This is a genomic window from Flavobacterium granuli (genome assembly GCF_900129705.1).
Taxonomy (GTDB): Bacteria; Bacteroidota; Bacteroidia; order Flavobacteriales; family Flavobacteriaceae; genus Flavobacterium; species Flavobacterium granuli.
Genome location: NZ_FQWO01000004.1, coordinates 171,104 through 193,877, shown reverse-complemented (window position 1 = coordinate 193,877; position 22,774 = coordinate 171,104). Strand labels below are relative to the sequence as shown.

Annotated in this window: 23 protein-coding genes and 1 pseudogene; 20 read left to right on the top strand and 4 right to left on the bottom strand. The window is 36.3% G+C overall.

Annotated elements, in window-relative coordinates; all coding sequences use genetic code 11:
• The first annotated feature begins 87 nt into the window (after window positions 1-87).
• The 8 genes and pseudogenes from BUB25_RS07555 to pruA all read left to right on the top strand — a co-directional run bounded on the left by BUB25_RS07555 (window position 88) and on the right by pruA (window position 10,031).
• Window positions 88-2,484: a DUF5916 domain-containing protein gene (locus BUB25_RS07555; RefSeq protein ID WP_072942527.1), complete on the top strand. Its 2,397-nt coding sequence runs from the start codon at window positions 88-90 to the stop codon at window positions 2,482-2,484.
• 270 nt (window positions 2,485-2,754) lie between these two features.
• On the top strand, window positions 2,755-4,272 hold the full coding sequence (gpmI, locus tag BUB25_RS07550) for a 2,3-bisphosphoglycerate-independent phosphoglycerate mutase (protein WP_072942525.1): 1,518 nt from the start codon (window positions 2,755-2,757) through the stop codon (window positions 4,270-4,272).
• 119 nt (window positions 4,273-4,391) lie between these two features.
• Complete coding sequence (gene map, locus BUB25_RS07545; RefSeq protein WP_072942522.1) at window positions 4,392-5,210, top strand: type I methionyl aminopeptidase; 819 nt, start codon at window positions 4,392-4,394, stop codon at window positions 5,208-5,210.
• Window positions 5,211-5,314: 104 nt separating this feature from the next.
• Window positions 5,315-5,585, top strand: a pseudogene (locus BUB25_RS07540) (GxxExxY protein).
• Between the two features lie 69 nt (window positions 5,586-5,654).
• Window positions 5,655-6,425, top strand: coding sequence for a class I SAM-dependent methyltransferase (locus BUB25_RS07535; protein ID WP_072942520.1), 771 nt, complete (start codon window positions 5,655-5,657; stop codon window positions 6,423-6,425).
• An 84-nt stretch (window positions 6,426-6,509) separates the two neighbouring features.
• Entirely contained in the window at window positions 6,510-7,766 is a 1,257-nt protein-coding gene (locus tag BUB25_RS07530; RefSeq protein ID WP_072942517.1) for a type IX secretion system plug protein, read from the top strand.
• Window positions 7,767-7,848: 82 nt separating this feature from the next.
• Window positions 7,849-8,235 carry a Co2+/Mg2+ efflux protein ApaG gene (apaG, locus tag BUB25_RS07525; RefSeq protein WP_072942514.1) on the top strand — a complete coding sequence of 129 codons (387 nt, stop codon included), beginning with the start codon at window positions 7,849-7,851 and terminating at the stop codon, window positions 8,233-8,235.
• A 167-nt stretch (window positions 8,236-8,402) separates the two neighbouring features.
• Window positions 8,403-10,031: an L-glutamate gamma-semialdehyde dehydrogenase gene (gene pruA / locus BUB25_RS07520; protein WP_072942511.1), complete on the top strand. Its 1,629-nt coding sequence runs from the start codon at window positions 8,403-8,405 to the stop codon at window positions 10,029-10,031.
• 129 nt (window positions 10,032-10,160) lie between these two features.
• On the opposite strand, the gene rsmG is transcribed toward pruA, so the two are convergent.
• Complete coding sequence (rsmG, locus tag BUB25_RS07515; protein WP_072942816.1) at window positions 10,161-10,790, bottom strand: 16S rRNA (guanine(527)-N(7))-methyltransferase RsmG; 630 nt, start codon at window positions 10,788-10,790, stop codon at window positions 10,161-10,163.
• 109 nt (window positions 10,791-10,899) lie between these two features.
• Here rsmG and BUB25_RS07510 point away from each other — a divergent pair, with 109 nt between their 5' ends.
• The 3 genes from BUB25_RS07510 (at window position 10,900) to purT (ending at window position 14,690) form a co-directional block, all read left to right on the top strand.
• Window positions 10,900-11,994 (top strand): fatty acid desaturase family protein, encoded by a 1,095-nt coding sequence (locus BUB25_RS07510; RefSeq protein ID WP_072942508.1) that lies wholly within the window; start codon window positions 10,900-10,902, stop codon window positions 11,992-11,994.
• Between the two features lie 60 nt (window positions 11,995-12,054).
• Complete coding sequence (locus BUB25_RS07505) at window positions 12,055-13,242, top strand: pyridoxal phosphate-dependent aminotransferase (protein WP_072942506.1); 1,188 nt, start codon at window positions 12,055-12,057, stop codon at window positions 13,240-13,242.
• 272 nt (window positions 13,243-13,514) lie between these two features.
• Window positions 13,515-14,690, top strand: a complete 1,176-nt coding sequence (gene purT, locus BUB25_RS07500) for a formate-dependent phosphoribosylglycinamide formyltransferase (RefSeq protein WP_262496842.1) — start codon at window positions 13,515-13,517, stop codon at window positions 14,688-14,690.
• 3 nt (window positions 14,691-14,693) lie between these two features.
• Here purT and BUB25_RS07495 read toward each other — a convergent pair whose 3' ends face one another.
• Window positions 14,694-15,554 carry a helix-turn-helix domain-containing protein gene (locus tag BUB25_RS07495; RefSeq protein ID WP_072942502.1) on the bottom strand — a complete coding sequence of 287 codons (861 nt, stop codon included), beginning with the start codon at window positions 15,552-15,554 and terminating at the stop codon, window positions 14,694-14,696.
• Window positions 15,555-15,646: 92 nt separating this feature from the next.
• Between BUB25_RS07495 and BUB25_RS07490 the strand changes: the two genes are divergently transcribed.
• The 9 genes from BUB25_RS07490 to BUB25_RS07450 all read left to right on the top strand — a co-directional run bounded on the left by BUB25_RS07490 (window position 15,647) and on the right by BUB25_RS07450 (window position 20,467).
• The gene (locus tag BUB25_RS07490; protein ID WP_072942500.1) at window positions 15,647-16,009 is read left to right on the top strand and encodes a DUF983 domain-containing protein; all 363 of its coding nucleotides are present in this window, start codon (window positions 15,647-15,649) and stop codon (window positions 16,007-16,009) included.
• Between the two features lie 58 nt (window positions 16,010-16,067).
• The gene (locus BUB25_RS07485) at window positions 16,068-16,397 is read left to right on the top strand and encodes a DUF6370 family protein (protein WP_072942498.1); all 330 of its coding nucleotides are present in this window, start codon (window positions 16,068-16,070) and stop codon (window positions 16,395-16,397) included.
• Window positions 16,398-16,402: 5 nt separating this feature from the next.
• Window positions 16,403-16,981 (top strand): Crp/Fnr family transcriptional regulator, encoded by a 579-nt coding sequence (locus tag BUB25_RS07480; RefSeq protein ID WP_072942496.1) that lies wholly within the window; start codon window positions 16,403-16,405, stop codon window positions 16,979-16,981.
• 123 nt (window positions 16,982-17,104) lie between these two features.
• The gene (locus BUB25_RS07475) at window positions 17,105-17,821 is read left to right on the top strand and encodes a pirin family protein (RefSeq protein WP_072942494.1); all 717 of its coding nucleotides are present in this window, start codon (window positions 17,105-17,107) and stop codon (window positions 17,819-17,821) included.
• Between the two features lie 14 nt (window positions 17,822-17,835).
• A complete protein-coding gene (locus tag BUB25_RS07470; protein ID WP_072942492.1) occupies window positions 17,836-18,120 on the top strand; it encodes a GNAT family N-acetyltransferase in 285 nt (94 codons plus the stop codon).
• 16 nt (window positions 18,121-18,136) lie between these two features.
• Entirely contained in the window at window positions 18,137-18,364 is a 228-nt protein-coding gene (locus BUB25_RS07465) for a (4Fe-4S)-binding protein (protein ID WP_072942489.1), read from the top strand.
• 10 nt (window positions 18,365-18,374) lie between these two features.
• On the top strand, window positions 18,375-18,905 hold the full coding sequence (locus BUB25_RS07460; protein WP_072942487.1) for a YceI family protein: 531 nt from the start codon (window positions 18,375-18,377) through the stop codon (window positions 18,903-18,905).
• Window positions 18,906-19,195: 290 nt separating this feature from the next.
• Window positions 19,196-20,068 carry an ACP S-malonyltransferase gene (gene fabD, locus BUB25_RS07455; RefSeq protein WP_072942484.1) on the top strand — a complete coding sequence of 291 codons (873 nt, stop codon included), beginning with the start codon at window positions 19,196-19,198 and terminating at the stop codon, window positions 20,066-20,068.
• 147 nt (window positions 20,069-20,215) lie between these two features.
• Complete coding sequence (locus BUB25_RS07450; protein WP_072942481.1) at window positions 20,216-20,467, top strand: hypothetical protein; 252 nt, start codon at window positions 20,216-20,218, stop codon at window positions 20,465-20,467.
• 40 nt (window positions 20,468-20,507) lie between these two features.
• Here the strand turns inward: BUB25_RS07450 and galE are convergent, their stop codons facing one another.
• Complete coding sequence (gene galE, locus BUB25_RS07445) at window positions 20,508-21,521, bottom strand: UDP-glucose 4-epimerase GalE (RefSeq protein WP_072942479.1); 1,014 nt, start codon at window positions 21,519-21,521, stop codon at window positions 20,508-20,510.
• Between the two features lie 68 nt (window positions 21,522-21,589).
• Complete coding sequence (locus tag BUB25_RS07440) at window positions 21,590-22,723, bottom strand: DegT/DnrJ/EryC1/StrS family aminotransferase (protein ID WP_072942813.1); 1,134 nt, start codon at window positions 22,721-22,723, stop codon at window positions 21,590-21,592.
• Window positions 22,724-22,774: the final 51 nt, after the last annotated feature.

The following is a 22,774-nucleotide window of genomic DNA, read 5'->3' as shown; positions in this document are numbered from 1 at the left end:
CATGGTAAAAATACTACAACAAAAATCACTAAGTACTTGCATAATGTGTTAATTATGTTATTTTTGCTTATCCTTACTCATAAATTTATGTCTAAATTTTACTTTTTTCTACTATACTTCCTTGTTTTTATTAACTTTTCCGCAAAAAGTCAAAAAAAGACTTTAAAAGCGAAATCTATTACAGAAAACATAACCATCGATGGAAAGATAGCTGAGGAAGTATGGAAAACAAATACCGAGGTCGCTACCAATTTCATCATGTTTGAACCTGACAACGGAAAACCGATAAGCGAAAACAAAAAAACGGATGTAAAAGTTTTATACGACAACGACGCCATTTATATTTCAGCCATTTTATACGACAACGAGCCGGAAAAAATTCAGAGAGAAATAACCAATCGAGATGTTTTCGGCGTATCGGATCATTTTTCAGTTTTCATCAACGGATTCAATGACGGCCAGCAAGATTTTCGTTTTTATGTCAGTGCCGCCGGTGTTCAAATGGATTGCGTGGCCACTAAGGACAATGAAGATTTCAGCTGGGATGGCATTTGGGACAGCAAAGTCGCCATAACCGATTTTGGTTGGGTCGTTGAAATGAAAATACCTTATGCCGCCTTGCGCTTTTCGAATACCAAAAACCAAACTTGGGGATTGAATTTCATGCGAGAAATAAAACGGGATGTTCAAAAATATACCTGGAATCATGTTGACACTAAAATTGGTGCCGTAATTGCCCAAGCGGGAACACTTGAAGGTATCGAAAACATTAAAACCGCTACCCGCCTTTTTTTAATTCCTTATACCTCTGCCTACTACCAGGAAGATGATTTTGCATCGGATCGAACATTCAAAGCAGGTCTTGACATTAAATATGGTATAAACGATTCATTTACACTGGACGCAATTTTAGTTCCGGATTTTGGACAGACCAAATTTGATAATGCCATCTTGAATTTGGAGCCTTTTGAGCAAAAACTAGAAGAAAACAGACCTTTTTTTACCGAAGGAACCAATTTATTCAACTTAGGAAATTTATTTTATTCCAGAAGAATTGGCGGCGCCCCCATCACCGAGCCTGGAATTTTATCGAATGAAGAAATAACAAACTACCCGAGTAAAGTAGATTTAATCAATGCTGTCAAAATATCCGGTCGAACTGAAAACGGACTGGGAATTGGTTTTTTGAACGCACTAACAGAGAAAACATACGCCACCATTTTAAACACTGATACCAATGAATCCCGAAAAGAAGTAATAGAACCACTCACTAATTACAATATTTTAGTCTTCGATCAACGCTTTAGACAAAATTCCTCTATTTCTTTTATCAACACAAACACCACCCGAAATGGCAGCTTTAGAGACGCCAATGTTTCTGCCTTACTATTTGATTTGAGCACCAAAGCCAATTCTTATAACCTATATGGGGATTTCAAATACAGCAGCATCAATGATATTGAAGACTACAATGGTTTCAAAACGGGATTGAATTTTGCAAAAACAAGCGGAAGATACCGTTACCTTTTTACAGCAAAGTACCTCTCAAAAAATTATGACATTAATGATTTAGGAATTATTTTTTATAACAACTACCACGGAGCTTCGGCCAATGTGAGCTATCGAATATTGAATCCCACAAAGCTTTTCAACAGATTTAAAATAGAGCAGGAACTGAATTTTGAATCTCAAAATACAACAGGAAAAACGCAAGAAGCCTGGTATAAAACGGTACTAAAAGCAAATACCTTAAATAATCATTACATCGAATTTGCCGTAGTTGCAAATCCTCTTGACAATTTTGATTTTTACGAGCCACGCAATTATGGCAGTTATGTTTATATCCCAAAAAGAGTCTCTTCCTATTTAGGTATCGAATCCAACAGAAATCACGCTCTAACCATTGATGCCACTATCTCGGGAGCAAAGTTTGACGAGGACGGCAGAGTAAATTATGGTTTTGCCATCAGACCAAAATACCGATTCAATGATAAACTTTCACTAGAATACACCTTAGATTATATCCATAAAAAAAATGATCGCGGATGGGTAGCTTTTGACAATTCAGACATCATTTTTGCACAACGAAACCGTGAAATTGCCCAGCATGATTTTACAGGAAAATATGCCCTGAACAACAAAATGACCTTAAACCTAACGGCGCGTTATTACTGGTCTTATTCAGAAAATGATAAATTCTTCACTCTACAGAACAATGGTTATTTGGCCCAAAACGACAATTATTCCTTGAATAAAAATAGAAATTTCAATTCCTGGAATTTTGATTTCTCTTATTCTTGGTGGTTTGCTCCTGGTAGCGAATTATCTATTTTATACCGAAACTACGCACAAGACAGCAGTCGTAACGTGGAGAAAAACATAAACACCAATTTAAAAAATGTTTTCGACAGCAACATGACCAACATCTTATCCATCAGTTTACGCTATTTTATTGACTATAATAGGGTAAAAAACAAATTCTAATTTTTCAGCATTAAAAAACACTATACTAACACAATAAGCCGGCTCAAAAAAGTGCCATTCCCAGACAAGATATTCTTATGCCCAATGCTGCTGTTTTTAAGTAATAAAGAAGTCACTGCTACACAAAGAAGCTGTAATTAATTTAAAAAAAGTGGCCTTAGAAAATGTATTTGCTATTTTTCAACGCCCTTAACTTTCAAATACATAATTGTGATTTTGTTCGTAATGAAGATTTTAGAAATACTCTATCTTTGTATAAAATTAATTAAAATGAACAAGAAAGTAATTCTAATGATTTTAGACGGTTGGGGAAAATCACCTGACCCTAAAGTTTCAGCTATTGACAATGCTAATATCCCTTTTATAAATAGTCTTTACAAAAATTATCCTAGTGCCCAACTTAGAACGGATGGACTAAATGTAGGTCTTCCAGAAGGACAGATGGGAAATAGTGAAGTGGGACACATGAATCTTGGCGCTGGCCGAATAGTATATCAGGATTTAGCCAAAATAAATCTGGCAGTCGCCAATAAGACTTTGGCAAAAGAACAAGTACTTAAAGACGCTTTTCAGTATGCCAAAGACAACAATAAAAAAGTACATTTCTTAGGATTGGTTTCTGATGGTGGAGTTCACTCCCACACTTCTCATCTAAGAGGTTTGATTGACGCAACACAAGATTACGGTTTAGAAAATGTATATGTGCACGCCTTTACTGATGGCCGTGATGTCGATCCTAAATCAGGAAAAAAATACATCCAAGATTTAGAAAATTATATCGCTAACACTACAGTAAAAATTGCTTCGGTAATCGGACGTTATTATGCAATGGATCGTGATAAACGATGGGAAAGAGTAAAACTTGCCTATGATTTATTGGTAAACGGAACTGGTACATCTTCAAAAAATCTTGATGCCAGCATAGACGAAAGCTACAGCAATAATGTTACAGACGAGTTTATCCATCCTATTGTAATGGTAGATGAAAAAGGCAAGCCACTAGCGACAATTCAAGACGACGATGTTGTTATTTTCTTCAATTTCAGAACTGACAGAGGTAGAGAATTAACCGAAGTATTGAGCCAGGCAGATTGTCACGAACAAAACATGCACAAGTTGAACTTGTATTATGTTACGCTTACCAATTATGATGAAACCTATAAAAATGTAAAAGTGGTCTATAATAAAGACAACATCACAGAAACATTAGGTGAAGTTTTAGAAAAAGCCAACAAAAAACAAATCAGAATTGCCGAAACAGAGAAATATCCTCATGTGACTTTCTTCTTCTCCGGAGGAAGAGAAGAGCCTTTTGTTGGCGAAAGTCGCATTCTAAAAAACTCTCCAAAAGTAGCTACCTATGATTTACAGCCGGAAATGAGCGCTTACGAACTCGCAGATGCTTTAGTTCCGGAACTTGAAAAAGGAGAAGTAGATTTTGTATGCCTTAATTTTGCCAATGGAGACATGGTAGGTCATACCGGAATCATGAGTGCAGCAATAAAAGCATGTGAAGCGGTAGATAAATGCGTTGAAAAAGTTATCACTACAGCTTTGGCCAATAATTACAGTACAATTGTAATCGCTGATCACGGAAACTGCGAAACAATGATCAATCCTGACGGCAGTCCTAACACCGCTCACACAACAAATCCAGTGCCTATCATTTTAGTAGACCACGATTTAAAATCAATTCACGATGGAGTACTAGGTGACATTGCCCCTACCATTCTTGATTTAATGGGAATCCAAAAACCAGAAGTCATGACTTGTCATTCGCTGTTGTAAAATAACGATAAAAATAAACAATTAAAGCTGTTCCAATTGGGACAGCTTTTTTATTATGAAACATTTCACCTAAAAAGTTCCTATAAAATTGTACTTTTGCCCTCTGAAAAACAAGAATTATGATTATAGTAAAATCACGTGAAGAAATAGAATTAATGCGCGAAAGTGCGTTAATAGTATCAAAAACATTAGGAATGATTGCTTCAGAAATCAAAGAAGGAGTCACCACTTTATATCTTGACAAACTGGCCGAAGAATTCATTCGTGATCACGGAGCCGTTCCAAGTTTCCTTGGTTTATATGGATTCCCGAATTCATTATGCATGAGTCCAAATTCACAAGTGGTGCATGGAATTCCAAACAACACTCCGCTTCAGAGTGGCGATGTTATTTCAGTGGATTGTGGCGCCTTTAAAAATGGCTACCATGGCGATCATGCCTATAGTTTCGAAATTGGAGAAGTAGCTCCTGAAACAAAAAGATTATTACAAGTTACCAAAGAATCGCTTTATGTTGGTATCCGAGAATTCAAACTGGGAAATCGCGTTGAAGATGTGGGTAATGCCATTCAAAAATATACCGAATCACATGGTTATGGAGTTGTTCGCGAACTAGTAGGTCATGGATTAGGCCAAAAAATGCACGAAGATCCAGAAATGCCAAACTACGGAAAACGCGGTCGCGGAAAACTTTTCGTTGAAGGAATGGTTGTGGCTATTGAGCCAATGATTAATCTTGGAACCCGAAACATCAAACAACATAAAGACGGTTGGACAATTACCACTGCCGACGGAAAACCAAGTGCCCATTTTGAGCATGATGTTGCCATTATTGATGGAAAACCAGAAATATTATCCACTTTTGGATACATCTACAAAGCTTTGGGAATTGTGAGTAACGAAGAGGATGAATTTAGAAAAGTACCTTTGGTATTGTAATATTTCGCTAAGATCCGCAAAGTAATTGCAGAGTCTCACAAAGAATTTATTTCATTTACTTTGTATAAAAATAGAAACTTGCGAAAATTCAAAACAGTTATACTATGGAAAATGATAATTTAGAATTAAGCACTGAATTAAATGCACTTTCCTATAAAGTTATTGGATTAGCGATTGAAGTTCATAGGCAATTGGGACCCGGTCTTTTAGAATCAACTTATCAAGCTGGTCATTGAGTTAAAAACTGTTGAAGAATTTACTTCTGTTCATTTTGCACAAATGCTTACCTATTTAAAATTAGGAAATTACCCATTAGGGTTATTGATCAATTTTAATTCTAAAATATTAAAAAACAACATAAAAACGATTCATTAATTCAAAGAATAATTTTTAAATATTTTGCGAATCTCTGTGAATCCTTAGCGAATCTCTGTGTAACAACTTATGAAAAAACTTTTTAAACTCGTACTCAACACTATTCCTCGCCCATTACTTATTCGGTTAAGCTATGTGGCGCGTCCTATTATCGCTTTTTCATTAAAGGGAAACACATTCACAGATCCCATCGACGGGAAAAGTTTCAAGTCGATGTTGCCTTATGGATACGAAACCCAGCGCAATAATGTGCTTTCGCCAAGTACCCTTTCACTGGAAAGACACCGCCTACTTTGGCTGTATCTGAATGAAGAAACTGATTTTTTTAGCTCGAAAGAAAAAAAGAAAGTATTGCATTTTGCTCCTGAACAGGCATTCTACAAATTATTCAGAAAGCAAAAAAACCTGGAATACACCACAACCGATTTGTTTTCGCCTTTGGCGGATGTAAAAGCTGATATTTGTAATTTGCCTTTTAAAGACAATGAATATGATGTCATTTTATGCAATCATGTACTGGAACACATTCCGGATGATACTAAAGCGATGCAGGAATTATATCGAGTTTTAAAGCCTGAAGGAATGGCAATTTTACAAATCCCTCAAGATTTATCGAGAGCCACCACTTTTGCAGATGACTCTATTACAGACCAAAAAGAACGCGCTAAAATATTTGGACAATACGACCACGTACGCATTTACGGCCGAGATTATTTTGACAAATTGAGAAGCATTGGTTTCAAGGTAATTGAAGAAGACTACACCAATAAAATCCCAGCTGATTTAGTAGAAAAATATTGCTTAGCAAAAGGCGAAATCATCCCCGTTTGTTTTAAGTAGGCTTTCCAGAAACGATAGCCCGCAATTGGCACAATAATGGTACTGTTTTATTTGTTATATTTACACTTCAGCAATACCATTATTATGCTTAATTCCTTTTTAAAAAAAATAATCCTCATCCTCTTTGTTACTTCAGCTGCTGCCCAAGTAGAGAATGAAGTAAGCCCACCATACAATATAAAAACAGTTTCGTTTATTCAAAACAATCAAAATGTAGTTCCAATATTCCCATTGGGAAGCGGATTTCAATTGCAGTTTGATGACCTATTTGGCAATGAAGCCGATTATTTTTATGAAATCATCCATTGTGATTATAACTGGATCCCTTCTGATATCCCAAAAAACGAATATCTACAGGGTTTTGATAATCAAAGAATTCAAGACTACACAAATTCTTTCAACACCTTACAAATTTATTCGCATTACAAATTAGCAATTCCCAATCAGCACACCCAGCAATTGCTTATTAGCGGGAATTACATGCTCAAAGTTTTAAACAGTGATAGAGAACTCGTCTTTTCGAGAAAATTTATCCTCCATGAAGATTTAGCAACCGTTCCTATCCAAGTAAAAAGAGCCCGAACCGTAAGCAATTTAGAATCCAAACAAAATTTAGAGTTTTCGATTAAATCAAAAACAATCACGTTCCAAAACCCTTTAAAAAATATCAAAACGGCTTTGCTACAAAACGGAAAATTCAACTCTGCTATTAAAAACATCAAGCCTCAATACACCATTGGCAATGATTTAATTTATAAATACGATACTGAAACCCAATTTTGGGCAGGAAACGAATTTTTGTACTTTGAAAACAAAGACATAAGAGCCGCTAACAATAATGTGTCTCGTGTGGACTCGAGCACTGATATCTACAATTCCTATCTGTATACCAATAACGCTAGAATGAATTTCCCCTATTCCTTTACCGAAGACATTAACGGTAACTTTGTTGTACGCAACTTAAATGCAGCAAATGATGAAATTGAAGCTGATTATGCTTGGGTTTACTTTAGTCTTTCTGCCCCAACTTTCCGCTTGAATAAAGACATTTACATCAATGGCATGTTCAACAATTACAGCCTGGCTCCAGAATACAAAATGGAATATAATTCCAAAAAAGGCCTATATGAAAAAGCCATTTTGATCAAACAGGGATTTACAAATTTTGAATATACCGTGGCTGACGCCAATAAAAAAATTGACCACGAAAATGCCATAGATGGCAATTTCTACCAAACGGAAAATGATTACACTATTTTAGTTTATTACCGAGAAAACACCGATCGATACGATCGCGTAATAGGAAAAGGCACTGCAAATTCAACAAATATCATCAACTAAAAAAACATCTGCCTAAACAACAAAACCAAAGCAAAAATTTTGTATTTTTGTTTCTGTAATACACTCATTTACTGTTCAAATTATGGTTACTCAAATTACAAGAGGTATAAAAATATCAGTATTGACTAGTTTTGAAGGAACCTACTTCAAGAACTATAAGATTCACTTTGCCTTCAGTTACCAAATCACAATCGAGAACCACAGTAAGGATTCCGTCCAACTGATATCACGCCATTGGGAAATACTTGACTCTTTAAATGACATCGAAATTGTTGATGGAGAAGGCGTTATTGGAAAAAAACCCGTTTTAAAACCAGGCGAGCGGCACACCTATAGCTCTGGCTGCTTATTGTCATCTCCTTTCGGATCTATGAAAGGTTATTTTAACATGATTAATTTCACAAGCACTAGAAACTTCAAAGTTTTCGTACCCACCTTCAGATTGTGTGCGCCATTTGCGCTGAATTAATCATTCGTTTTCGAACAAATTTTATTTTCTTATCGTTTATTTATCCTGTTTTTAATTTATCCTTTGTACTTTTGTTGGGCAGTAAATTATTAGCGACCATTAGCGTAATATATTGCTTAAATGTCTAATCTTATCTGTATTTAAACAGATTAACAAATTACAACATCATGCTAAAAGGATTTTTTCATGTACCAAAAGCAGTAAACGAGCCGGTAAAGAGCTACGCACCTAATTCACCAGAAAGAGCAGCGGTTCAAGCAGCCTACAAAGAAATGTGGAATTCTAAAATTGACGTTCCTCTTTACATTGGAAACGAAGAAATTAGAACCGGAGACACTAAAACAATGTCAGCACCTCATGACCACCAACATATTGTAGGTTCGTACCATCAAGCTGAAAAATCACATATTGAAAAAGCCATTTCCACTGCACTTGAAGCGAGAACTGCTTGGTCAAAAATGGCGTGGGAACAACGTGCTGCCATTTTCTTAAAAGCAGCCGAATTGATCGCAGGACCATATAGAGCTAAAATTAATGCTGCAACTATGATTGCGCAATCTAAAACTATTTACCAAGCCGAAATTGATGCTTCATGCGAACTTATCGACTTTTTACGTTTCAACGTAGAGTACATGACGCAAATCTATAATGAACAACCTAAGTCAACTTCAGACATGTGGAATCGTGTTGAATACAGACCATTGGAAGGTTTTGTATATGCAATTACTCCTTTTAACTTTACTGCAATTGCCGGAAACTTACCTTCTTGTGTTGCTTTAATGGGCAACGTGGTGGTTTGGAAACCAGCTGCAACCCAAGTATATTCAGCAAATTTATTGATGGAAATCTTTAAAGAAGCAGGATTACCTAATGGTGTTATCAACATGGTAATGGGAGACTCTGGAATGGTAACCGAAACATTATTGGCGAGCCCAGATTTTGCAGGAGTGCACTTCACAGGTTCAACAGGTGTTTTCAATGATATTTGGGCAAAAATTGGAACTAACATCAGCAAATACAAAACATATCCAAGAATTGTAGGAGAAACAGGAGGAAAAGATTTTATCATTGCTCACCCTTCTGCTAATCCAAAACAAGTAGCAACAGGTATTTCTCGTGGTGCTTTTGAGTACCAGGGTCAAAAATGTAGCGCGGCTTCCCGCGTTTACGTTCCTCAAACTTTATGGCCTGCTATCAAAAGTCAATTAGAAGCAGATTTAAAATCTATGAAAATGGGTTCACCTGAAGACATGAGCAACTTTATAACTGCTGTTATTTCTGAATCTTCTTTCGATAAATTGGCAAGATACATCGACCAAGCAAAAAAAGACAGCGATGCTGAGGTAATCATGGGTGGAAATTATGATAAATCAAAAGGCTACTTCATTGAACCAACTGTTATTTTGACAACAAACCCAAAATACACTACGATGGAAACTGAACTATTCGGACCTGTAGTGACAATCTATGTTTATGAAGATGCTAAATGGGCAGAAACTTTAGAATTAGTAGATACCACATCTGAGTACGCATTAACCGGCGCTGTTTTCAGTCAAGATCGCTACGCTATCGAAGAAGCTACTGTAAAATTACAAAACGCTGCAGGTAACTTCTACATCAATGACAAACCAACTGGCGCCGTAGTAGGAATGCAACCCTTTGGTGGAGCAAGAGGTTCAGGAACTAATGACAAAGCAGGTTCATCATTGAATTTATTGCGTTGGGTTTCTGCAAGAACAATCAAAGAAACTTTTGTAACCCCAGAAGATTACAGATACCCGTTTTTGGGAGAATAAATGAGTCAAAAAGTTTGAAAGTCGAAAGTCTTAAAGAACTTTAAAATCATAAAAAAAGCCGAATCTAAAATTTAGATTCGGCTTTTTACATATATTATTTGTACTCTCGATTATCTTTTGACTTTACAGCTATACTTGATATTTTAACGGCAAATGCACCACTTTCTTGGTTTCAAAAAATTCATCTTCAAAAAAATCGGCCAAATCGTATTGAGTCGCTTTTGGAAAATCTGCCAGCTCCTCCGTTAAATCCCCACCTTTTAGATACAGAATCCCATTCTTCAACTCATGTTTTTGTTGCTTTTTAATTTTATTTTTTATCCAAGAAACAAAATCAGGCATATTGGTCACGGCACGGCTAACGATAAAATCAAAATCACCTTTTACATTCTCAGCTCTTAGTTGCTCGGCTTTTACATTTTTCAACTCTAAAGCATCCACAACAGCTTGAACTACTTTTATTTTTTTAGCAATAACATCTATCAGATAAAAACGGGTTTCCGGAAAAAGTATCGCTAGTGGAATCCCAGGAAATCCACCGCCTGTACCCACATCCAAAACATAAGTCCCTGGTTCAAATTTCATTATTTTAGCAATTCCCAAAGAATGCAAAACATGCTTAGTATACAAGGCATCTATATCTTTTCTGGAAATCACATTTATTTTTTCGTTCCAATCGTGGTATAGCAAGTCTAATTTTGCAAATTGTTCTTTTTGAACCTCAGTCAAATTAGGAAAATACTTAAGAATCTCATCCATTAGTCTGTTTTTTTTAACAAAAGTACTCATTTTAGCTTCAAAATATTTAACTCAATTTTGCAAATTGAAAATTTATAATAATTATCTTTGGGAACTATTTAAATTTCATATGAATAATACTGCTCCAACATTTGCTAAGCAAGACCCCTTAAAATTTTTCAGAACACTTAACACTCGAGTTAACAACTACTTCAAAGAAAATAACATCCAAAAAACCGGAAACTGGAAACTTCATTTGAAGACCATTATTCTATTTACCGTTTTTCTTGCTCCTTATTTTCTTATTTTAACTCTGGATATGCCGTTTTGGGCACACCTTTTACTTACAATTGTTATGGGTATTGGTATGGCCGGAGTAGGAATGAATGTAATGCATGATGGTAATCACGGTTCATATTCGAATAAAAGCTGGGTAAATAAATTCATGGGGGGAACCATCTATGTATTAGCCGGAAATGTATACAACTGGCAGGTACAGCATAATGTTTTGCACCACACCTATACTAATATACCCGGTCATGATGAGGATCTGGATGCAGGAAGAATCATCCGTTTTACCAAAAGCGCAAAATGGCATAGCTTTCATCGTTTTCAACAATATTATTCTGTTTTCTTATACGGATTATTGACTTTTAATTGGGCTATCACCACTGATTTTAAGCAGATGAGAAGCTACCTTAAAAGAAAATTATCTTATGGAGAAGCTAAAAGCCCAAAAATACTTTGGACTACATTAATAATAACAAAAATAATTTATGTTACGATTTGGATCGTATTGCCTATAGTCATAGGGATTACATGGTGGAAAGTTTTAATCGGTTTCTTTATCATGCATTATACAGCAGGATTAATCTTGAGCATTGTATTCCAACTGGCGCATGTTGTAGAAGAGACCACTAACCCATCTCCTAATGAATTGGGCGAAATGGACAATACCTGGGCAATTCACCAATTATTTACTACAACTAATTTTGCTCCAAAAAACAAAATTGTAAACTGGTACACCGGCGGTTTAAACCATCAAATTGAGCACCATATTTTCCCGAACATCAGCCACATTCACTACGGCAAAATTGCCAAAATTGTTCGTGAAACAGCGCAGGAATGCAACCTACCGTATTATGAATACAAAACAATGCGAAGTGCCGTTATTGCTCATTTCAAGCATTTAAAAGAATTAGGAGCAAAACCCGAACTCACATAATAATAAAGCCGCACTGCAGTACGGCTCTCAACAAAATATTTAACTACAACCTATTTTACAATGAATCCACTTTCAGACAGAATCAACAATCTGGCTACTTCACAGACGTTAGCAATGGCAGCTTTGGCCAGAGAACTTAAAGCACAAGGAAAAGACATCATCAGCTTAAGTTTGGGAGAACCGGACTTTAACACGCCCGATTTCATCAAAGAAGCAGCAAAGAAAGCAATTGACGAGAACTATAGCACTTATTCTCCGGTAGAAGGATATCTAGAATTGAAAGAAGCAATCTGCAGAAAATTCAAAAGAGACAATAATTTAGAGTACAAACCTTCACAAATTGTCGTTTCAACAGGAGCAAAACAATCTTTATACAATATTGCACAAGTAATGTTAAACGACGGTGACGAAGTAATCTTACCGGCTCCTTACTGGGTTTCTTATTTTGAAATCGTAAAATTATCCGGTGGAGTTCCTGTAGAAGTTCCAACTTCTGTTGAAACGGACTTCAAAATCACACCTGAACAACTGGAAGCTGCTATCACACCAAAAACTAAAATGATGTGGTTTAGCTCTCCTTGTAACCCAAGTGGTTCCGTATACAGCAGAGAAGAATTAACCGCCTTAGCTAAAGTATTGGAAAAATATCCAAATATTTATGTTGTGGCTGACGAAATATACGAACATATTAATTTTTCAGGGACTTTTTGCAGTATCGCTTCAATCCCGGGAATGCTGGAGAAAACCATCACTGTAAACGGAGTTGCCAAAGCTTTTGCTATGACAGGATATCGTATTGGTTATATTGGTGCACCAGAATTTATCGCAAAAGCCTGTACTAAAATCCAAGGACAGGTAACCAGCGGCGCTAACAGTATTGCACAACGCGCTACAATCACTGCCGTAGACGCCGATCCTAGTGTTTTAAAACATATGGTAGACGCTTTCCATAGCCGTAGAGATTTAGTAGTTGGCTTATTGAAAGAAATTCCAGGAGTAAAAATCAACGTTCCAGAAGGTGCTTTTTATGTATTCCCTGATGTTTCTTCCTTCTTCGGAAAAACATTAAAAGGAATCGAAATCAAAAATGCGATGGATTTATCAATGTACCTTTTGGCCGAAGCTAATGTTGCAACAGTTACAGGTGACGCTTTTGGAAATCCAGATTGTATCCGTTTTTCATACGCGACAAGCGACGAAATCTTAAAAGAAGCTTTAAAAAGAATCAAAGACGCTTTGGCATTCTAGCCAAAAACGTATTCTATACAACTTTGCCTCAAGGAAACTTGGGGCATTTTTTTTGGGCGTGCCCCGCCAAAAAAAGCGGGTCAGGCTATTCGCTCTATCTTTTATTCCGCTACGCTTCATAAAAGGATGCCGCTACTATCCTTCACGCGAGTAAAATTAACAAGACGAAAATACTCCCTAAAATCCTCGCTCATCAAAACATAATATAGAACACAAAATAATCAGCAAATTGACGGTCATAAAAAAAGCAATTCAGTATTTTTACATCTCAAATTAGATTTCAAGAAATGAAAATACTATTGCTAGGTTCAGGCGAATTAGGAAAGGAATTTGTAATTGCGGCGCAACGCATCGGTCAAACCGTTATTGCTGTTGATAGCTATGAAAATGCGCCTGCCATGCAAGTGGCTCATGGTTTTGAAGTCATCAACATGCTTGATGGTGACGCTTTGGATCGCATTGTAGCCAATCACAATCCAGATTTTATCGTTCCAGAAATAGAAGCCATTCGCACCGAACGTTTTTACAATTACGAAAAACAAGGCATAACGGTTGTTCCCTCTGCGAAAGCAGCCAACTTCACTATGAATCGCAAAGCCATTCGCGATTTGGCTTCCAAAGAATTAGGTTTAAAAACCGCCAATTATCGCTACGCTACTACTGCCGAAGAATTACAAAAAGGAGTCGAAGCGGTGGGCATGCCTTGTGTAGTAAAACCTTTAATGTCATCTTCAGGCAAAGGACAGTCTACCATAAAAACCGAAGCAGACATTCAAAAAGCATGGAACTATGCGGTAGAAGGCTCCCGAGGTGATGTCGTGGAAGTAATCGTAGAAGCATTTGTGAAATTCAATTCCGAAATCACTTTATTGACCGTTACCCAAAATAATAATCCGACACTTTTTTGTGCCCCGATAGGTCATCGTCAGGAACGAGGTGACTACCAAGAAAGCTGGCAACCCGCTAGAATTTCAGACAAAGACTTATACGAAGCACAGGACATGGCAGAAAAAGTAACCGAAGCTTTAGGAGGTGCAGGACTTTTTGGAGTCGAATTTTTCCTGGCCGATGACGGTGTTTATTTCTCGGAACTCTCTCCAAGACCTCACGATACCGGAATGGTAACTTTGGCAGGCACACAAAATTTCAACGAATTTGAACTGCATTTACGCGCTATTTTAAGCTTACCTATTTACGAAATCACCTTAGAAAAAGCAGGAGCGAGTGCCGTAATTTTAGCTGCAGAAAACTCAAATAATCCAAGCTTTAGCGGAATTGAAAAAATTGCTAGTTTACCCAAAACTGATTTCAGACTTTTCGGCAAACCTACCTCAAGACCTTATAGAAGAATGGGAGTCGCTTTGACCTATGACAGCTTAAAAACTCCAATCGAAGAAATTGTGGAACGAGCTAAAAAAGCAGCCGATTTAATCTCTGTACACTCATAAATTTCATTTAGAAACCCTAAAATCTGTGGGAGTGACAGTAGTGTTTTTTTTGAAAAATCTGGAAAAATAGGAATAATCATCATATCCCAATGCTGTAGCAATTTCATTGACGGTCATTTTCTTGTCCATCAACATCCGCTTAGCCTCCAGAATAATTCTATCGGTAATAACATCTGTAGTTGTTTTTTTCAGGATCTCATTACATATTCGATTCAAATGCTTTAAGGTAATATTGAGTTGTGAAGCATAGAAAGATGCTGCTTTTTGTTCTCTGAAGTTTTTCTCCAAAAGCTTCTCAAATTCACTGATTTTCACATTATAAGAATGCTTTTCATATACATAGGTTTCACTATATTTTCGAGCAATTTCAATATGAATGATATCTAGCAAATTCATTATTTTATCTTGCTTTAATGCTTTGTTTCCTTGGTTTTCAACAATCAAACTATTAAAATAAGGCAACAAAGCTTTTGATTCAGCATGATCAAAAATAATTTCGGGAACACTATTAATCGAATGATAGAAAGAATAATCTTCGATTCCTTTTTGTCCAAAATAAAGATTATACACTTCCTGAGAATAGAAAATAACAAATCCCTCCACATCATCGGACAAATTCCAATGATGCATCTGTCCGGGTTGCATCACGAAAACGCTTCCCGGTTGAACCTTATAAGTATCAAAATCAATTTCATGAAAACCGGAACCCTTAGTAAAAAAGGTTAAAACATAAAAACTATGCCTATGAGGCTCCTCGACAAAACTATGATCTATCAAATGGTTTTTGAACGTATTGACATACAAATCGCCATTAACTGAATTACAGTTAAACCGCTGAATATTGTAAATAGGATACTTTTTCACAAGCTTGAAAATGTCTTTATTGTGCTATAATAAGCGAATATAGAAAACATCTGAAACATAGCTTATAAATACCTTTGAAAAAAACAACAAAAATGTCAAGCACAATTGCTCACATCCTCAACAATGACTGCCCTCATTGTCATCAAGGCAAAATTTTTAAAGAAAAAAGCATCTTTTTTAAATTTGGATTTCCAAAAATGAACTCCCATTGTTCTCATTGCCAGTACAAATTCGAAAAAGAACCTGGTTTTTTCTTTGGAGCCATGTATGTTAGTTATGGCCTGACCGTAGCCGAAAGTATTGCCACTTATGTCATTGCCCAATTCTTTTTTGACAAAGCTTTCGATTTAAGACTCATTCCTATTATAGGTGTAGTTATTATCGCAATGGCCTCCTTTAACATTAGACTCTCGCGATTATTATGGATTTATATGTTCAAAAATTATTCGATGTAAAAATTTGAAATTGCAATCCAAAAAATAACTATATTGGCAGGAATAAATTTGAAATGAAATGAAAAAATTTCTAACTTCTATATTCCTGTTCTCAGTATTAGTAGCCACTGCCCAAAATAAAAAAGAAAAGCCAAAAACACAGATTCTAGATGCAGCCTGCGGACAATGCCAGTTTAAAATGGAAGGGCACGGCTGTGATTTAGCAGTGCGCATTGACGGAAAAAATTATTTTGTAGACGGAACTTCGATTGATGCCCACGGTGATGCCCATGCCGATGATGGTTTTTGTGCCGTTGTCAAAAAAGCAGAAGTTATTGGCGAAATAAAAAACAATCGCTTTGTGGTTAGCCATTTTAAAGTAATTCCCAAGGAAAAGAAAAAACAATAAAAATAGTGTCCCCCATCCTACTCAATATTAACAAACACATCTCGCTTAGTCCGGAAGAGCAGCAACTATTTTTGTCCAAAACTGAAGTTCATCATTTTAAAGCCAAAACCATTTTGTTGAATTCCGGCCAAGTTTGCAAACATTCTTATTTTGTAAATTCAGGAACACTTAGAAGTTTCAACATCAATGATAATATTGTAGAGCACGTACTGAGCTTTGCTTGCGATGGCTGGTGGATTAGCGACATGTATAGTTTAATTTCACAAAAACCCGGCAATCTTTTTATTGAAGTACTGGAAGATGCCGAAGTCGTATTACTGTCAAAAGAAAACCAAGAACAGCTTTATACCGAAATACCAAAACTCGAACGTTTTTTTAGAATTCTGACCGAAAACTCTCTGGTGGCAAATCAGCAAAGACTAATGGACAGTTTAAGCTTATCGGCCGAAGAACGCTTTGAAAAATTTTGTGAAAAATACCCCACTTTAACCCAAAAAATTCCTCAAAAACAGATCGCTTCTTATATAGGTGTAACACCAGAATTTTTCAGTAAGATGAAAAGCAGATTACTGAGAAATCAATAAGTCGTATTCAGTCGCAATTTAGAGTCTTAAAAACGCAATACTACTTTTCTTAATCTACATTAAGAGCCTACTCCTTTCAATGGTTGTAAATTTGTATTATAATAATCACTAAATTTATACATTATGAAAAATACCGTTTTACATAAAGCAGATACAAGAGGACATGCCGATCATGGTTGGCTAAACGCTTATCACAGTTTTAGTTTTGCAAGTTGGTACAATCCAGACCGAGTTCAATTTGGAGCACTTCGTGTGTTGAATGATGACACCATTGCAGGCGGAATGGGCTTTGGAACACACCCCCATGACAACATGGAAATCATCACCATTCCTCTTGAAGGCGATTTAGCCCATAAAGACAGCATGGGAAATACAGAAACCATCAAAACCGGTGATATTCAAGTTATGAGTGCCGGAACTGGGGTAAAACACAGTGAATTTAATCCAAATTCTGATCAAAGAACAAAATTATTGCAAATTTGGGTTTTCCCAAACAAAAGAAATGTAACGCCTCGTTACCAACAGATCTCTTTAGATCCTGAAGATCGAAAAAACAAATTACAACAAATTCTTTCACCAAATGAGGAAGATGCCGGAGTTTGGATTCATCAAGATGCTTGGTTTCATTTGGGTAAATTCGACAAAGGAATCGAAACTACTTATGATTTAAAAAAATCAGATAATGGCGTTTATATTTTTGTTCTTTCCGGAAATCTATCCATCAACGGACAGGAATTAGAAACTCGAGATGGTCTAGGGGTTTGGGACACCAATTCTTTAGAAATTAAAGCAACTTCAGATGCAGAATTTTTATTAATGGAAATTCCAATGCATTATTAATTAAAAAATAGATTATGAATGCAGTTCCAGAACTAGAATACAACGACAAAAAGGGCTATTTCCACATCACGGTGAATAATCAAACAGAAGCTAAAATGACCTTTGTTTTCGCTGGTGAACACAAAATAATCATTGACCACACCGAAGTAAATCCAGGTAATAACGGCAAAGGTTATGGAAAAAAAATGGTAGAAAAGGCAGTTGAATTTGCCCGAGAAAAAGGAATTACAATTCTTCCTTTATGTCCTTTTGCCAAAAGTGTTTTTGATAAAACACCTGAATTTAGAGACGTATTGTAAACTAAAAACTAAAATCATGGATCCGAATAATATCAAAAAAGAATACACTAACGGCGAAGTAACCATAGTATGGCAATCTGGCAAATGCATTCACTCAGCTAACTGTGTACGAAATAATCCGGAAGTTTTTCAACCTAAAGAAAAACCATGGATTAAGATTGAAGGATCTTCCAGCGAAAAAATTATTGATGCGGTACAAAAATGCCCATCAGGAGCATTAAGCTATTATAACAACAAAAAATAAGACAACTATTATGGCAACTACAAAATGGGCAATTGACCCAACACATTCAGAAATTGGTTTTAAAATAAAACACATGATGTTCACTAACGTTTCAGGCAAATTTGAAAATTATGACGCAACAATTACAACCGAAGACGATAACTTCGAAAATGCAAAAATGGAATTTTCGGCTGATATTAATTCTATTAATACTCATAATGCCGACAGAGATACCCACTTGAAAAGTGCTGACTTTTTTGACGCTGATAATTATCCTAAACTTACTTTTAAATCCTCCTCTTTTTCTAAAACAGATGAGCATAATTATACTTTGACAGGAGATTTAAGCTTGAGAGGCATAACAAAATCTGTTCAATTCCCTGTTGAATTTAGTGGATTGATGAAAGATCCTTGGGGAAACACTAAAGCAGGCTTGAACATTTCAGGCAAAATCAACCGTAAAGATTGGGGACTAAACTGGAATTCTGCTCTGGAAACTGGCGGAGTTTTAGTAAGTGAAGAAGTGCGTTTACATATTGAATTGCAATTAGTAAAATTGTAATTCCAAAAACAAATTCCTAAGATTGCAACAGCCTTATTCTTCATTTGAAAAATAAGGCTGTTTTTTTGTGCATTACAGAAACTAAAGCTTCTCTTTAGCCCTGATGGAAGTAAAAATCCTTTACAGCCGGGGTTCGGCTGCGAAGATTGCAACGTACAGCAGGAGAAAAGCTGATTAAAAGTACTTGCTGAATGCTCCTAAAACTCCTTGCCATAAATTATAAAAAAATAGTATTTTTGCAGTCGGTTTAATTTATTGAATCGTTCAATCTTTAAATAAAAAAACTACAGATGAAAGCATACGTATTTCCAGGTCAAGGCGCACAATTCACAGGAATGGGTAAAGACCTATATGAAAACTCTGCATTAGCAAAAGAATTGTTTGAAAAAGCAAATGAAATATTAGGTTTCCGCATCACAGACATCATGTTTGAAGGTACGGCAGAAGAATTAAAAGAAACCAAAGTAACCCAACCGGCAGTATTTTTACATTCGGTAATTTTGGCTAAAACATTAGAAAACTTTAAACCGGAAATGGTGGCAGGACATTCTTTAGGTGAATTTTCTGCCTTAGTTGCCAATGGTGCTTTGTCATTTGAAGACGGATTAAAATTAGTTTCCCAAAGAGCTTTGGCGATGCAAAAAGCCTGCGAAATAAAACCATCAACTATGGCAGCTGTTCTAGGATTAGCCGATAACATCGTAGAAGAGGTTTGCGCTTCGATTGACGGAGTCGTAGTAGCTGCAAATTACAACTGTCCTGGACAGTTAGTAATTTCGGGAGAAATATCAGCAGTTGAAAAAGCTTGTGAAGCGATGAAAGCCGCTGGCGCAAAAAGAGCTTTATTATTACCTGTAGGTGGTGCATTTCACTCGCCAATGATGGAACCTGCAAGAGAAGAACTGGCTGCAGCAATTGAAGCAACTACTTTCTCTACTCCTATTTGTCCGGTATATCAAAACGTAACAGCAACTGCCGTTTCTGATCCTGCCGAAATCAAAAAAAATCTAATTATTCAATTGACTGCTCCGGTAAAATGGACACAATCAGTACAACAAATGATTGCCGACGGCGCTACCTTATTTACCGAAGTAGGTCCAGGAAAAGTATTAGCCGGATTGATTGGAAAAATCGATAAAGAAGCCGCAACAGCGAATGCTTAATTTAAAAAGCAACTTCTAATTTGCAGCGTACAGCCTTCAAATGGGGCTCAACGATAAAATCCTCATAAACAAAAGTTTGTGAGGATTTTTTTTTATCTTTATCAACTATGCTCTAAATCAATTATTAATTCATCTAAAAACAAAAAAATGAGAAAAGCACTTTTAGGATTAGCATTTATTGCAACTTTAATGACTTCGTGCAAGAAAGAAACAAAAGACGAAGTAAAAGAAGCTACCGAAGCCGTTGGCGATGAAATGAAAGAAACTATAGATTCAGCAAAAGTAAAAGCTGATGCTGCAATGGATTCTACAAAAGTCAAAGCCGGAGAAACACTTGAAAAAGGGGCTAAAAAAATGGAAGAAGCCGCTGAAAAATTAAAAAAATCAGGTGAAAAATAATTGCAAAAAAAAAGGCTGTCAATAAGGACAGCCTTTTTTTTTATTTTCTGATTTTTTGTTCCCATTTCCAGGCGCTGGCCAGAGACTCCTCCAGAGTAGATTTGGCTTTCCAACCTAAAACAGTATTAGCCTTATCTGTATTAGCATAAGCTTCAGTAATATCTCCTTCTCTGCGAGGAACAATATTATAAGGCAACTTTTTACCGCTTACTTTTTCAAAGGCATGGATTACTTCCAAGACCGAACTTCCTGTGCCTGTTCCCAGATTGAAAATCTCTACTTTAGCCTCATTTTTCCCACTCAACAATCGTTGCAATGCAACAACATGTGCTTGTGCCAAATCGACTACATGGATATAATCACGAATCGCCGTGCCATCAGGTGTGGGATAATCATCTCCATAAACCGATAATGCCGCTCGCAAACCAAAACCGGTTTGAGTAATAAACGGCACCAAGTTTTGAGGAACCCCGATAGGTAATTCTCCTATTTCAGCCGAAGGATGAGACCCAACCGGATTGAAATAACGCAATAAAACAGCATTCACATTAGTCACTTTGGCTACATCAGTGATGATTTCTTCTCCAATTTGTTTGGTATTACCATAAGGAGACATCGCCGTTTGAATTGAAGAATTTTCTGTTATTGGCATCTTTTCGGCTTGACCATAAACCGTACAAGACGAACTAAAAATAAAATGTGCCTCTGGTTTTTGCTGTAATTCCTGAAGTAAATACACCAAAGTATTGATGTTATTCTCATAATACAACAACGGATTTTCGACACTTTCGCCTACTGCTTTTGAAGCCGCAAAATGAATAACTCCTGAGATATCATTGTATTTCTTAAAAAAATCCTGAACTGATTTTTTCTCTCTCAGATCTAGTTTCTCAAAAATGGGCATCGTACCTGTAATGGCAACAATCCCGTTCAAAACATCTTCCGAAGAATTAGAAAGATTATCGATAATTACTACTTCAAATCCTTCATTTTGCAGTTCAACAACGGTATGCGAACCTATAAAACCTAATCCTCCAGTTACTAATATTTTCATTTGTTATGGCTTTGGAAATTCATTGATTTGGCAATTCGAATTATCGCAAAACCAAACAACGAAACAACCTATTTGTTTAAAAATTCTAAAACGCTATCTGTTATAAACTTGATTTGTTCCTCATCCAGTTCGGTGTGCATTGGCAAAGAAATCACTTCTTTTACCAATTGATTGGTTACCGGAAAATCTTCTTCTTTATATCTTGAATCCAAATATGCTTTTTGGGAATGTAAAGGAATTGGATAATAAATAGCACATGGAATTCCTTTATCCAATAGATGTTGCATCAAACCGTTTCTGTCTGCATCTATAATTCGTAAAGTGTATTGGTGAAAAACATGACAGTCGCAAACATCGCAAATATTTGGCGCCACGATATTCTTATGTCCTTCAAAAGCAGCAGAATATTTCCTGGCCGCATCTTGTCTCGCTTTATTGTACACATCTAATAACGGTAACTTTGCATTCAAAACTGCCGCTTGTATGCTGTCTAGACGAGAGTTTACCCCTACAACATCATGGTGATAACGCTCGTACATTCCGTGATTTACAATTCCGCGAAGTTTATGTGCCAAAGCATCATCATTTGTAAAAATTGCTCCTCCATCACCATAACAGCCTAAGTTTTTAGAAGGAAAAAAAGAAGTAGCTCCTACATGTCCTATTGTTCCGGCTTTCTTTTTAGTCCCGTCCGAAAATTTACAATTGGCTCCAATTGCTTGAGCATTATCTTCAATAACGTATAAATTATGTTCCTTGGCCAAGGCCATGATCGCTTCCATATTGGCCGCACGACCAAATAAGTGAACCGGAACAATCGCTTTAGTTTTAGGCGTAATAGCGGCTTTGATTCTTTCCAGCGAAATATTCATATTATGCATATCCACATCAACCAAAACTGGTGTTAATTGCAATAATGCGATCACTTCTACCGTTGCAGCAAAGGTAAAATCGGCAGTAATCACCTCATCGCCTGGCTTCAAGTCTAATCCCATCATGGCAATTTGCAAAGCATCGGTTCCGTTTGCACATGGAATGACATGTTTCACATCAAGATAGTCCTCTAACTCTTTTTGGAATTGATGAACCTGCGGTCCGTTGATATAAGTATTTGTATCTAAAACATTTTGGATAGAAGCATTTACAGTAGCTGCAATTTTATCATATTGACTTTTTAGGTCAACCATTTGGATTTTTTTCATTTCTATTTTATTTAAATCAATTAGCATCGAATCTCAATAATTCAGCTGTGC